General features: G+C 27.0%; 11 protein-coding genes, 3 tRNA genes and 1 pseudogene. 10 read left to right on the forward strand and 5 right to left on the reverse strand.

Annotated elements, in window-relative coordinates; genetic code table 11:
• Positions 1-19 precede the first annotated feature (19 nt).
• Positions 20-508 carry a septum formation initiator family protein gene (locus KQ44_RS13680; protein WP_096737918.1) on the forward strand — a complete coding sequence of 163 codons (489 nt, stop codon included), beginning with the start codon at positions 20-22 and terminating at the stop codon, positions 506-508.
• On the opposite strand, the gene KQ44_RS13685 is transcribed toward KQ44_RS13680, so the two are convergent.
• Both KQ44_RS13685 and KQ44_RS13690 read right to left on the reverse strand, forming a co-directional pair.
• Complete coding sequence (locus KQ44_RS13685; RefSeq protein ID WP_096737919.1) at positions 496-1,092, reverse strand: hypothetical protein; 597 nt, start codon at positions 1,090-1,092, stop codon at positions 496-498. The two genes, KQ44_RS13680 and KQ44_RS13685, sit on opposite strands and share 13 nt — an antisense overlap.
• Positions 1,092-2,567 carry a CsgG/HfaB family protein gene (locus tag KQ44_RS13690; protein WP_096737920.1) on the reverse strand — a complete coding sequence of 492 codons (1,476 nt, stop codon included), beginning with the start codon at positions 2,565-2,567 and terminating at the stop codon, positions 1,092-1,094. The genes KQ44_RS13685 and KQ44_RS13690 overlap by 1 nt, the downstream gene beginning before the upstream one ends.
• A gap of 451 nt (positions 2,568-3,018) precedes the next feature.
• Between KQ44_RS13690 and KQ44_RS13695 the strand changes: the two genes are divergently transcribed.
• From KQ44_RS13695 to KQ44_RS13710, 4 genes are read left to right on the forward strand one after another with little or no spacing between them, the layout of a single operon-like run.
• Positions 3,019-3,444, forward strand: a complete 426-nt coding sequence (locus tag KQ44_RS13695) for a YbaB/EbfC family nucleoid-associated protein (RefSeq protein ID WP_096737921.1) — start codon at positions 3,019-3,021, stop codon at positions 3,442-3,444.
• Between the two features lie 5 nt (positions 3,445-3,449).
• Complete coding sequence (gene recR, locus KQ44_RS13700; protein WP_096737922.1) at positions 3,450-4,055, forward strand: recombination mediator RecR; 606 nt, start codon at positions 3,450-3,452, stop codon at positions 4,053-4,055.
• 34 nt (positions 4,056-4,089) lie between these two features.
• Positions 4,090-5,037 (forward strand): carbohydrate kinase family protein, encoded by a 948-nt coding sequence (locus tag KQ44_RS13705; protein WP_096737923.1) that lies wholly within the window; start codon positions 4,090-4,092, stop codon positions 5,035-5,037.
• A 19-nt stretch (positions 5,038-5,056) separates the two neighbouring features.
• On the forward strand, positions 5,057-5,983 hold the full coding sequence (locus tag KQ44_RS13710; RefSeq protein ID WP_096737924.1) for a pseudouridine-5'-phosphate glycosidase: 927 nt from the start codon (positions 5,057-5,059) through the stop codon (positions 5,981-5,983).
• Between the two features lie 133 nt (positions 5,984-6,116).
• Here the strand turns inward: KQ44_RS13710 and KQ44_RS13715 are convergent.
• Positions 6,117-7,027: pseudogene (locus KQ44_RS13715) on the reverse strand (Rpn family recombination-promoting nuclease/putative transposase).
• A gap of 373 nt (positions 7,028-7,400) precedes the next feature.
• A complete protein-coding gene (locus KQ44_RS13720; RefSeq protein ID WP_096737925.1) occupies positions 7,401-9,437 on the reverse strand; it encodes a Gldg family protein in 2,037 nt (678 codons plus the stop codon).
• A gap of 189 nt (positions 9,438-9,626) precedes the next feature.
• Here KQ44_RS13720 and KQ44_RS13725 point away from each other — a divergent pair.
• From KQ44_RS13725 to KQ44_RS13745, 5 genes are all read left to right on the forward strand, one after another.
• Positions 9,627-9,699 (forward strand) — tRNA-Phe (locus KQ44_RS13725).
• Positions 9,700-9,818: 119 nt separating this feature from the next.
• Entirely contained in the window at positions 9,819-10,532 is a 714-nt protein-coding gene (locus tag KQ44_RS13730) for an RluA family pseudouridine synthase (protein ID WP_096737926.1), read from the forward strand.
• Between the two features lie 85 nt (positions 10,533-10,617).
• Positions 10,618-10,690 (forward strand) — tRNA-Lys (locus KQ44_RS13735).
• 26 nt (positions 10,691-10,716) lie between these two features.
• Positions 10,717-10,790, forward strand: a tRNA-Glu gene (locus KQ44_RS13740).
• Positions 10,791-10,953: 163 nt separating this feature from the next.
• The gene (locus tag KQ44_RS13745) at positions 10,954-12,153 is read left to right on the forward strand and encodes a pyridoxal phosphate-dependent aminotransferase (RefSeq protein WP_096737927.1); all 1,200 of its coding nucleotides are present in this window, start codon (positions 10,954-10,956) and stop codon (positions 12,151-12,153) included.
• Positions 12,154-12,221: 68 nt separating this feature from the next.
• Here the strand turns inward: KQ44_RS13745 and KQ44_RS13750 are convergent, their stop codons facing one another.
• A complete protein-coding gene (locus tag KQ44_RS13750; RefSeq protein WP_240516709.1) occupies positions 12,222-13,520 on the reverse strand; it encodes an AAA family ATPase in 1,299 nt (432 codons plus the stop codon).
• Positions 13,521-13,603 lie beyond the last annotated feature (83 nt).

A 13,603-nucleotide genomic window follows, 5' to 3' on the forward strand; every position in this document is an offset into this window, starting at 1 on the left:
CTTAATAAGGTTATAGTCTATGTATTTTAATGTAAGAATAAGCTCTAAAATATTTTATTGTATCATATTAGCAGGAATTGCTTTTACGGTATATGTATTTGTTTTTAGTTCTAAAGGTTTTCTTACATTAGATAATCAAAAAACTCTTATAGAGAATAAGAAAGAGAAAGTAGAAGAACTTAATAGAAGAAAAAGTCAAATTTCTAATAATATAGTTAGATTAAAAACTGACAGAGAATATATTTTATCATATGCCAAAACTTTTGGTTATTTAGACGGCACTAAAAATGAAAAAATTATTAAAATAATAAAAGATGAAGAGGATACATCAACTTCCTCTGTTTCAGACAATAAAAAATCATATGATAATGACAATTATATTAATATAAAAGGTGCTTTAATACTTGCATTAATGATCATATTATGTTTTATATTTTATTTAATACTTCTCAATAAAAATATACTTCCAAAACTAAAAAGAAAAAAAACTGCTTTTTATAAAGGGTGACTTAAAGAAAATATAAATCCCGCATCTTTATAAAAAGGTTCATAATAAGGCATAAAATTAAAACTAAATCCATCATTTTTCTTTTTACCATAAACTCTTTGATAACTGTCATAAGCGACTGCTGCCCCACAGAATACTGCAGCTGTTATTTCAAATATTGTAGCGGATATCCATAGACTTTTGTATCTATTTCTTCCTGTAGTAGATGGGGCAACATTAGCAGTTTCTAAAGAATCTAATCCAAATACCAAATATGTTGCATATGTATACGAGAAAAATGCTGTGAGTAAAAATGTAACTTCTGTATATCTGAAAGGATTGCTTTTATAAGGTTCTTCCATCATAACAGGAGAACTGCTTACTCCTTTTTGATTTATAATTTTATCTCCTTCCATTGTGAATATAGAATTAACACTGTTAGTATCAATTTTATACTCAGACTTTAATTGTTCATTAGTTTCAGTTATTTCTTTTTTTGCTATGTTATCATTTGTATTATATTCCTTTGAAACATCAGAAAAATAAAAAGCTCCAAAGAATGTGTTTGAAATTATAAGTAGTATAGTGATAATTTTTATTTCCATTATAGTAACAAATATGCTCCTAGTGTAAATTCTAATCCTGTAAGATTAACTGTTTTTATTTTTTCAGGCAAAGTAACTTCTGTCTTATCGCTGAATACTCCCAAGTTTATAGGATTGGTATAAAATCTGTATCCTATGCCTAAATTAACACCTATAGTATCGGTAATATTATACTGAATTGAAGCTATAGCTCCTATACCAAACATAATATCTCTTGAATCTATTTTAGCACCATTTCTAAGATAAGTATAGTTATCTATAAAATAATTTCCTCCATATACTTCTCCTATAGTTGTAAAAGATACACCCATACCAACATATGGTGTAATAACCAATCTCAAAACTTCCTGATATAAATTTATATTAATATCAAAATTAAATCTAGTATCTACAGCATAACTAGACTTAAAAAAATCACCAAATAATAATCCAATACTAATATTTGGAGAAAATCTAATACCATTATATCCTATTTTTAAATGAATCCCTAAAGCATATTTATTTTCGTTTAATGATATTTTTAATTTTCCGTCATTCGGTCTTACTGTACTTTGATATGTAGCATTAAAAGCTTTAATATTATATGAAGCATAATTTAATGATATGCCTGCTATAAAATCTCCTATAATAGTTTCTCTTGCAATATCGCCTGCTTGTATATTTCTTCCTCTTGATATTTTTAATACTGAATAATCATTTCCTAACTCTTTTACCCTTAAAGTTCCTTTATAATCATATCCTCCGTTTATGACATTTCCAGAAGGTAAAGTTATATTATCTTTTTTAGAATACACTTTAAATCTAGTCTTTGAATCTATTCCCTGATTTCTTCCAGCAAGTATGATAACATCATTTCCAATAATATCAGATATTGTCAATGTTATCTTAAATATCTCTCTCATTTTATCTTCTACTTTAGCTGCCAAATCATTGCAGGCATCATTAATAGCTGTTTGTCTTAAAGAATATGAAGGATATGAAGTAGTAGAGTAGTAGCTTATCCCCTGCAGTTTTGAAGAATACATAATCTTAGTAGTTTCTACATCCACTATCTGAAGTACCATTTCTACTTGTCCGTAAATACTTCCACTTCCAGTATCACTGTCATAATTATAATTTACATCAGCAGATACTATATTTCCTTTTATGGCTTTTGAATATCCGTATATTTTTCCTACTTCAATAACCTGACTTTCTGTTATACCAGTTAATTGAAGCTCCATTTCTTTTAGGTATTTATCTAAATTTTTCCTGTCTACAATATTAAATCTGTTCATTTTGGTTAATGAATCTTCTATTAATGCTGTTAGTTGTTTACCTAAGCCTTGAGAATATCCGCTTGAACTATCTTCTATTTCAAAAACAGCGATATTTTCTTTAGTATAAGTTTCACCTATTTCTCTATTCATTTTCTGGGAGAATGATGTAAATGATGAACATATAAGAAAAATTATTGTAAATATAATCTTTTTCATTAATATATGTACTACCTTTAATACATTTTTTTTAAACCTCTTTTAAAATAATATATTATAAACTAAAAAAGTCAAATTTATGTAATATAGTTATTTATAATGATCAAATAATAATATTTGCTATATTAATACCTATAAATTTATTAAAACATTGAATTGTAAAATAACTGCTTATTAGACTTGTTTAAAAAACTATATGAGGTTATTTAGACTGACTACGGCACTAGCTATGTAAAGTGTGTGGTTTCTAGGCCATCTAACAGTACGTATAGATGTTATAAAAGAACTTAGTACGTCGCAGCAAAGTTTGATATGTAATTATGAAATAAGTCAATTATTATATAAAAATAATAATTGACTTAGAAGTAATCATTATATTTAATTTTTATTGATAAATTATTAAAAAGAATATATATTATACTAATGATTTTATTTTTATGGAGTATAAATTATGAATGAAAATACTATAAAATATAGTTCAGCTGGAAATTTAGTTTCTTTTAATATGGATAAGTTATACAAGATATCTAATTTTAATATAGATGAGAGCCTTCTTTCAAAAGATCAAAAAGAATTATTGGAAGAGATGATAGTTTCAAGTATTAATGAGGCTTCTCATAAAGTAAAAGAATTAAATAAAAAATTAGAAGAAGATAATAATACAGAAGAAAAACCTAAACAAGTAACTCCTTTTAATATGAATTGGGGAGATATGAGTCAAATGTTTAATGATATCAGTAAAATGACATCTGTAGAATATAAAGATGGTAAATTAAATATATCTTTAGATTCAATAACACCTGATATGATTTCAAAAATGAATGACATGATGAATAAGATGAATGATAAAGATGATGAAAATAATAATAAGGAATAATTAATTTGAATAATATACAATCATTGGATAAACTTACTCAGATTATATCTAGGCTTCCGGGAATAGGAGGCAGAACTGCTATGCGTCTTGCTTTGTATTTATTTGACTGCGATGAAGAGTATTTGAAAGAGTTTGCAGATACATTATATACTCTTCATGACAATATAAAATTATGCAGTAAATGCTATAGTTTGAGTGATAATGATATTTGTCATATATGTTCTAATGATAAAAGAGAGCATAATAAAATATGTATTGTAGAAACTTATCCTGATATGCTTGCCATAGAAAAAACAGAAGAGTATAACGGATTGTATCATGTATTGGGCGGTCTTATAGCACCTCTTAAAGGTATAGGTATAAGTGATATAAGAATAAAAGAACTTATTGATAGAGTTAATACTGGAAATATTGATGAAATAATGATAGCTTTCAGTGCCTCATTAGAAGCAGATACTACAGCAGGATATATATTCAAATTATTAAAAGATAATAATTATACAGGCAGAGTAACAAGAATTACTTACGGAATATCTTTATCAAGTGATATAGAAAATGCCGATTCTAGGTCTTTGGCTAGAAGTATTTTGGATAGAGTTGAAATGAGTTAATAATAATTAAAATATATTAATATAAGGGCATTAAATGGAAGATTATATATTGTCTATTGGCGGGTCAAATATTGATATACAGGGATTTTCTAAAGGAAGAATAGTTCTAAAAGAATCAAATCCAGGTAAAATAAATGTATGTGCAGGCGGCGTTGAAAGAAATATTGTTAATAACTTATCAAATATTGGATTTAAAAATATAAAATTTGTTACTTCTATTGGGAATGATATTTTTGGAGATATTCTTTTTGATAATATAAAATCATTTGGTATAGATACTTCATATATTGTAAGAAAAGGAAGCTCTACTTCATATGTAGCTATTATGAATAATCATAAAGATATGGAGATAGCAGTGTCTGATATGGATTCTCTTGATGAGAATATTAATATTAAATATTTAGAAAGTATTTATGAAACAATAGAAAATGCAAAATTAATCACTATAGATGCTGTTATGGGAAGAGATATATTTGAGTATTTAATAAATAATTTTCCTAATAAAAAATTGATAAGCGATGCAGTATCAATAAAAAAGTCTGAACATATAAAGGGGATTGAAAATTATATTTATGCTTTAAAAATTAATTCAAATGAAGCATCATTTCTGCTTGACAGAGATATAAACACTATAGATGAAGGAAAAGAAGCTGTAAAAATATTTTTGGATAAGGGAGTTAATGAAATATACATAACATTCGGATCTTTAGGAATATGTTACGGAACAAACGAAGAGTATAAAGCATACCATTTAGAAGTTCCTAAAATAAATATTGTTAATACTTCTGGAGCTGGAGATGCTTTTGTGGCTGGTATTGTTTATTCTATATTTAATAATTACAGTTTAGATTATAAGGTAAAATTTGCTGCTGTTATGTCAATGTTTGCATTAGAGAGCGAATATACTGTTAATGATAATATAAGTTTAGATATAGTAGAAAAAAGAATAAAAGATATATTTTGTAGAAGTTTAAAAAATTAATTATTAAAAGAGGTATTTAATGAATAATTTAAATGAATTTTTAGATATTAGCGAAGAGGTAAAAGAGGCATTATATGAAAAGAGGGCAGTTGTGGCATTAGAAAGTACTATAATATCACATGGTATGCCTTATCCAGAAAATGTTGAAAGTGCTTTAAACTCTGAAAAAAATATACGTGATAATAATGCAGTTCCTGCTACTATAGCAATTATAAAAGGTAAAATAAAAGTAGGATTAAATAAAGAAGAACTTGAGTATATGGGCTCTAATAGCAGTATAGCAAAATCAAGCAGAAGAGATTTAGCAGCTATGTTAGCTTTGAAAAAAGACGGTGCTACTACTGTAACAACTACTATGATAGGAGCTTCTCTTGCCGGCATAAAGGTTTTTGCTACTGGAGGTATAGGCGGTGTTCACAGATATGCTCAGGATACTTTTGATATATCAGCAGACTTACAGGAATTAAGCAAGACAAATGTTGCTGTTGTATGTGCTGGGGCAAAATCTATATTGGATTTGGCTCTTACTATAGAATATCTTGAAACTTTCGGAGTTCCAGTGCTTGGATATAAAACAGATAAATTTCCTGCATTTTATACTAGAGACAGCGGTTATAAGGTTGATTATAAAGTAGATACTGCTAAAGATATAGCTAATATTCTTAATACAAAATGGTCTTTAGGTTTAGAAGGAGGGGTATTGGTATGTAATCCTATACCTGAAAAATATGAAATGGACAAAGATTATATTAATAAAATAATAGATGATACTGTAAAAGAGGCTAAAGATAAAAAAATATCAGGAAAAGATGTTACTCCTTTTATACTTGCTAAACTTCATAGTGTAACTGAAAATAAGAGTTTGAAAGCTAATAAAGAGTTGGTTTATAATAACTGCAGAACAGCAGCTAATATTGCATATGAGTATTCTAATTTGATTAAATAATTTTGTTTCAAGATGCAGGTCTTTTGCATTATAGTTTTATAAGGCTTTTAAGTATGACAAAAGAGCTGCATATTAAATCTCAGTTATAAATTAGCAGATGTCAAATTATTATAAATCATTACAAAAATAGTTTTTAAACAAGTATATTATAAATTTCTATTTCTTCTATACTTAAACCTGTATTCTCGCTTATAATTTTTATATCTATACATGCATTTTTAAAACTTTTAGCTATAGATATTTGCTGCTGTTTTTACCTTGTTCTATGCCTTGTTTAATAGCTTCTTTATATCTAATTCTATACTCTTATTAAAAAAATATGTGTCTACTTCACATTTTTTATATTTATCCATTACTGGTCTGTCATTAACAAATGTACGGCATTTTTTTCTATTTCTTCAAATATAGTATTTTCTTTCATTGAGATAGACATATCTTCCTCATTTATATAAAAGAATTTTATCCAAGAAATAAACTCTTTATGAAAGTCTTCTATTTCATCAATATCTTTTAAATTAAATTTAGGAAGTTCAAGAAAGTGAAGCTGACAATGATATGTTAGAATTTTATTATTGTTTAACTCTTTTAATATGTAACAGCTATGAACTTTATCTTCATCAGTTAATATGAAATTTGTAATATTTACAGTAGGTTTTAATTCATCATAAAAAGAACATCTATTTAAACTAGAGCTATAATTATAAGACAAATAGTATAAAGCTCTTTTTATAAAATCTTCCTTTCCTCTGTACCGTATTTCTATTAAAACAGTTATAGCTGTTTCTGTTGTTGCTTTTATATATAGGCATCTGCCCACCTTCGGTGCAATACTTTCTTTTTCATCATAATTTTCTGCTATGTTAATGCGACTGCGACATCTGTTCACCTTGCGTGCCGCCTTTGTCGACGGATTAAGTATTTCTATTTTCTTAAAGTTTCAAAGTTTAAATCTTTAAATACAGCATTAATAAAATTTAAGACTATATGCTCATTACCTGTATGCGAAAACAAATATCTTATAAAATAATCATTTAATACATTAATGCCATTTTTTTATTCATAGTTTTATTATAACAAAACAAAATAATTTGTAAAGGAAGTTATTTTTCATTAAACTTGTTGCAAAACTAGATTAATAGATAATTATACTATTTTAATTTTTAGTATTTTTTATTTTAAAAGTGGTGCCCCATACGAAGTACGCCTCACTCTGTGTGCCGTAGGCAGGCGAGAAGCAGGCACAGCCCGCAGACGCGAAAAACCGCATATTTACATACTAAAATATAAGTTATAAAACATATAAAACATTATATTTATATTCTTAAAATTAAATAATTTTTTATAATTAATCTTGTCAAGTAATTTTGAAACAAGTCTATTATGCTATGTAAAACAGTTTAAAACAATAAATTTATTATCATTTACAGTTAAACTTTTCAAAAATTTTATCTCTTCTTTTCTTATCCGAACTCCATAGCATAAGCCCAAATACTATAACAGCAGCAGGAAGCATAACTATATTTATCACTCTTACAAATAGCTTTACGGTTTCAGGCACTTGATAAGGAGGATTATATATTGCTCCTTTTCTTCTTATGCTCATAAGTCCGTTATCTCCTACCATATAATCAACTAAATTCATTAAGAAAATTTTGTTTGCAGTATAAGCACTATTTTTAGCCATTTCATAAGAGCCTACAGCTATAACTTTTCCGCTTGTAGTGGAGTTAATTCTGTTTATATCATTATTAATATTATTCTGAGCATTTGTTGATAAAGGTATATCTTTTCCAGTAAATGCACTGTTCATCTTTCCTTCAAATGAAGCAGCTAAAAGTCTTTTTGATAATCTGCTTGAATCTTGAGGCATTCCAGTCATAGATGCAGTGAAATTCTCTTTTTCAACCCAGCTTTTATCACTTGTATAAATAAGAGGGGTTATTTTTATATCTGTATTGTTTGTGTTTGTAATAATTTCTGATGATATAGGAGTAAGCATTAAATTAATACTTTTAGTTATATCGCTTTTTGAATTAATATTTTCTGCAGCTATTAAAGGTATATAATACATTTTCTGTTCTGGCATACCTTGCTGTAATTGTGCTTTGTATGAATTATCATCAAATATCATATTTTCTGCTACAGTAAATCCGTAATTAGGAAGTATTTCATTAAGTCTATTTGTAACAGGTATAAGTTTAGGTCCGTACATTTGAGCAGCTGGATCATCTTGATTTATTTGTACGCCGTTAAGCATAAATAGTACGGGCTTTCCGCTCATAATAAATTGATCTAGTTTATATAATTCATAGTCGCTGAATGCAGTTTTACTTCCTAAAACTATTAAAGCGTCTATATTAGAAGGTATATCATTTAAAGAAATATCAACTGCTTCAAAATTATAATTTCCTTCTATCTCTGATACATACTCACTTACACTGTCGTATGCATCATTAGGGTTTCCTCCAAATTGAGGAGGTATAGTTATATAGTTTGCCTCCTGATGACCCTGTATATATCCTATAGTAGCTTTAAGTCCTAGCATACTGTCTATATTTTTTGCTATTTCATCTTTTATTTGGTCAAAAGCTCCGTATAATATGTACGATGTAGAGAGATGTCTTATATCATCTCCATTTTCTAAAACTAATGAAAAATAAGCACTTCCTTTATTTGCTACTATATTTCCATCTGGGTCTTTTATATCCTCCCATTCTATCTTTTCAACATTTAATTTTTTTATCAATTCTTCATTTTCTTTAGTAGGGTTTGTCATATCTACATTAATAAACTTTACTTTGTTCATTAAGTCTTTATTTGCTTCAGCAACTGCCTGCATAATAGAGTCTGGTATAATTTCCATTGCTCCTATTTGAAGAAGATCATATATTTCAGGCGATGATATATAATAAACATTTAAATTGTTTTCAAGTCTTTTTAATCTGTCGTTTTTATCCATCATTTTTCTTATGATAGTATCTATATTATATTCTAATCCTTCAGTTGATTGAATAAAAGGTATAGTTTCTATAGAGTCACCGTATATAAAAGAAAGTCCCATATACGCTACTTTAGTTTGAGTTTGATCTTTTTCTAAAACACTTATTTGAGTTGGATTTATTCTATACTGAGAAGCTAATTCAGAATGTTTTGATGCGTCTACTACTTCAAAACTGATATTTTTTCCGCCTGCTGTTTTATATCCTTCAAACAAATCTTTTACGTATTTCTCATAAGTTGAAAAAGGAGGCGGAAGATTTGGTGTAACAAAAAACTTTATACTCATAGGTTCTTTTAAATTTTTAACTAAGTTTTTACTTTCTTTGCTTAGAGAGTATACTTTATCTTTTGTTAAATCTATCATTGGGTTGAATTGATTAATGATAGCGTTTATAAGTATTATAATTACAACTATTAATGAAAATGTTATTATTCTGTCTTTTTTCTTTGTCATGAATTACCTGCTCATCAAATATTTATTTTTTATATTAAATTATATATTTTAAATTAAAGAATATATTATATATTAACATTATTATTTGTCAAAATATATAAAAGTATAAACCTAAAAATATATTTTTTGTAATAATTTTTATATAAATACTTGACATTTTTTATCTGTATGCTATAATAACTATCACTTGCCTAGTTAGCTCAGTAGGTAGAGCAAAGGACTGAAAATCCTTGTGTCTAGGGTTCGATTCCCTGACTAGGCACATTTCTTTTATTTCTTAATCAAAATAAACTATTCAGTGCTTTAATAATTGGCTTTATTCACTTGACAATAACTTTTAATGTTTTAAAATATTTTTATTAAATACATAGCGGTAAAAATATGAATATAGAAAAAGAAATGACAAATTACATTAATCCAATCTATGAGGATAATCATATAATAGTAGCAGTTAAGCCTCCTAATATACCTGTGCAAGGTGATATAACTGGGGATTTATCTTTTTTTGATAACATAAAAGATTATATAAAAATAAAGTACAATAAAAAAGGAAATGTATTTTTAGGTCTTGTTCATAGATTAGACAGACCAGTATCTGGAATAATGGTTTTTGCCAAAACTTCTAAGGCTGCTTCAAGATTAAGCGAGGCTATAAGAGATAGAAAATTTGAAAAGACTTATTATGCTGTTGTTAATGGCATACTTTTAGATAAAGAGGGCAGGCTTGAAAACTATCTCATAAAAAAGACAAATAAACTTGGTAATATTGCTCAGGTGGTTTTTGAAAATACTAAAAATGCCAAAATAGCAAAATTAAAATACGAAGTTGTAAAAGAAGATTTGATAAAAAATTTGAGTTTATTAAAAATAGAATTAGAAACAGGAAGATTTCATCAAATAAGAGTTCAGCTTTCAAATATAGGACACACTATATATGGAGACAGAAAATACGGCAACTATATAAAATATGATAGAGATGATGTTCCTTTAGCTTTATTTGCCAAAAGTTTGAGATTTCCTCATCCCACAAAAGATGAATATATTTATGCCGAGGCAGACTTACCTAATTATAATCCTTGGAATATATTTCTATAATAATTATGAAAAAAATTATTTTTAGCACTTGACAAAAAATAATAATATGCTATTATATACAAACATTCAAATGAGTGAAACAAACGGGCCAATAGCTCAGTCGGTAGAGCATCGCCCTTTTAAGGCGGTTGTCGAAAGTTCGAACCTTTCTTGGCTCATATAGATTTTATATTCTATTTAATATGCCGGTGTGGTGAAGAGGCTTAACACACAGGATTTTCATTCCTGCATGCGCGGGTTCGAAACCCGTCACCGGTTCATTCTTTTACCATACTTGAGAGAGTATGGTTTTTTTATGTTTTATATTTTTATGTAATCAATTACAAAAAAAATTAATATTACAAATAATCTTATTGACAATTTTAACACTTTGATATATCTTTTTTTAGATTATACTATATATAAAAATTTGGAGAGAAATATGTATATATCTAAAAGAATTCAAAGGCTTAAAACTTCGCCTGTAAGAAAGTTAAATCCATATGCTGAAGAAGCTGTAAAAAGAGGAATAAAAATATACCATCTTAATATAGGACAGCCTGATATTGAAACACCAAGTGTATTTTTAGAAGCTATTTCTAAATACAAAGGAAAAACTCTTAAATATGAACATTCAAGAGGTATGAAGCCGCTTATTAATAAAATTCAAGAGTATTATGATAAATTGGGTGTTCATTATGAAGAAAATGAAATAACTATTACTAATGGCGGAAGTGAGGCAATATTATTTAGTTTGCTTGCTATTTTTGATGAGGGTGATGAGATTTTAGTTGCTGAGCCTTACTATGCTAATTACAACAGTTTTTATGATGTGCTTGATATCAGACGTAATGCTGTTAGAACTTATGCAGAAAAAGGATTTCATCTTCCTAACCGCGACGAGATAGAAAAACATATTACTCCAAAGACAAAAGCATATATGTTCTCTAACCCTTCAAACCCTACTGGTGTTGTATCTACTAAAGAAGAGCTTGATGATATAGCTTATCTTGCTAAGAAACATAATATGTTTATTATAAGCGATGAGGTTTACAGAGAATTTGTTTATGGAGACAGAAAAGCAATAAGTTTTGGTACTTATAAAGATTTGGCAGATAATGTTGTAATAATTGATTCTATATCAAAAAGATTTTCTGCATGCGGTGCTAGAATAGGCTGTATAATAAGTAAAAATAAAGATTTCAGCAATGCAGTATTTAGAGAATGTCAGGCTAGATTATCTGCTCCTACACTTGAAATGGTTGGTGCTGCTGCTTTGTATGATTTACCAGATAACTATTTTGAAGCTGCTAGAAAAGAATATGACAATAGAAGAAAAATATTATTTGAAGAGCTTACAAAGATGGACGGCGTAGTAATGAAAGAACCTGAAGGTGCATTTTATGTACTTGCAAAACTTCCAGTAAAAAATGCTGAGGATTTTGCTATATGGCTTTTAAAAGATTTTAATATCGATAATGAAACTGTAATGTTTGCTCCTGGTGAGGGTTTTTATGCTACTGAAGGTTTGGGTAAAGATGAAGTGAGAATGTGTTATGCTTTGGAAGCTAAGGACTTGAAAAGGTCTATGGAAATATTAAAGCAGGGTTTAATAAAATATAAAAAAGAAGTAGAAAAATAATTTTTATATTGAAATTTAAAATGGGCTATTAAAAAATAGTCCATTTTATTTATTATAAATTATTTCTATTAATCAATTTCTCTTATCACCTTAAAGAAATTATTTATTGTTTCCTTAGATATTAAATCTTTATTATAATAGTCTATTATATTATTTTTAAATAAACTCGAATAAAGGGCATCTTTATTTTTTTTATCTATTTTGTAAATTTGTTTGTCTTCATTACTAAATAAATCTTCTATTGTGACAAAATTACTATTTATATCTGTAAGCTGTGTTACTTTAAGATTTGTATTTTTAGCGAGTTCTTTAAATTGATTTGCAGAGTTATCACCATCAATTAATATAGAAGGATTTTTTGATATGTTACATAGTGCTTCTATTATAATAATTTTTTGCTTTTCATCATTTTCTCTTCCTATACCATTAATAGGCATGAATGCTATATCTATTTCTTTATTTTCTATATATTCCATAAGTATTTTAAAAGCTGTGAAATAATTATAATCTATAATGCCTTCTACATATATTAGTGTTGTATCTCTGGTAATATCTATATGTTTTATACCGAATGCATTTATAATTTTTTCAAGAGTATCCGATTTACCATAAGTTGCAGAGAAATCATTTTCTATTTTTATTCCTATACCGTCCTGTTTTATTTCGGCTATTTTTAATTCGTCCAAATAATTTATATCAGCAAAATATGGAATTTGAACAGATGTTATAATTGTAACCCCATTATCTTTTGCAAACTGTTTTAAAAATTCTCTAAGTTCTTTTATTACAGGTACTGATAAATGCTGCTCTGGTTCATCTATTATAATAATATCTCCTTTTTTAAACTCATTATAATTTAATGTATTGAAAAACAAACTAAAAAACCAATTAAATCCTTCAGATTCATTTTCCAAATTTGTAAGTCCGTTTTTACTTTCAAAATATATTTTTATAAATTCTTTTTCTAATGATATCTTAAAACTATAATCGCTATTTGATTTATATAATTCATTGTTTGATATATATAAATCGTTAAACCTTTTAGATATGGTATTTTCTAATATTTTATTTATTTCATTCTCCGTTTGTTTTGCAAATGCTACATCAGATAGTATATTACTATAATTATCTGATATATATTCATACATTTCCATGTTATTGGCTGATTTAAATAAAGAATATAGAAAATTAGATTCTTTAATAAAGTTTTTATTGTTATTTTTTCTATTATGTTTTGAAATTGAGCTTTCATTTTTTTTGTAGCATGGTACTATAAGTTCATCACTTTTTATATTATTTTTATGAACATATACTTGAGAGTTTTCTATACCGTCAATTTTTATTAATATATCTGTTAAATATTGCAAATCACTTTTATTTATTTTCTCTTCATACTAAATAATATATTATAATAATTATTCCATTTATCAAAGTTCATAATATTCTGTTT

This window comes from Brachyspira sp. G79, from assembly GCF_002379365.1.
Classification (GTDB): domain Bacteria; phylum Spirochaetota; class Brachyspiria; order Brachyspirales; family Brachyspiraceae; genus Brachyspira.

What these genes read in the sequence shown, in the direction of transcription:
- KQ44_RS13690 (WP_096737920.1), bottom strand. Translation starts at nt 2,567, where the DNA reads ATGAAAAAGATTATATTTACAATAATTTTTCTTATATGTTCATCATTT.
- KQ44_RS13685 (WP_096737919.1), bottom strand. Translation starts at nt 1,092, where the DNA reads ATGGAAATAAAAATTATCACTATACTACTTATAATTTCAAACACATTC.
- KQ44_RS13710 (WP_096737924.1), top strand. Translation starts at nt 5,057, where the DNA reads ATGAATAATTTAAATGAATTTTTAGATATTAGCGAAGAGGTAAAAGAG.
- KQ44_RS13730 (WP_096737926.1), top strand. Translation starts at nt 9,819, where the DNA reads ATGAATATAGAAAAAGAAATGACAAATTACATTAATCCAATCTATGAG.
- KQ44_RS13720 (WP_096737925.1), bottom strand. Translation starts at nt 9,437, where the DNA reads ATGACAAAGAAAAAAGACAGAATAATAACATTTTCATTAATAGTTGTA.
- KQ44_RS13680 (WP_096737918.1), top strand. Translation starts at nt 20, where the DNA reads ATGTATTTTAATGTAAGAATAAGCTCTAAAATATTTTATTGTATCATA.
- KQ44_RS13695 (WP_096737921.1), top strand. Translation starts at nt 3,019, where the DNA reads ATGAATGAAAATACTATAAAATATAGTTCAGCTGGAAATTTAGTTTCT.
- KQ44_RS13745 (WP_096737927.1), top strand. Translation starts at nt 10,954, where the DNA reads ATGTATATATCTAAAAGAATTCAAAGGCTTAAAACTTCGCCTGTAAGA.
- KQ44_RS13705 (WP_096737923.1), top strand. Translation starts at nt 4,090, where the DNA reads ATGGAAGATTATATATTGTCTATTGGCGGGTCAAATATTGATATACAG.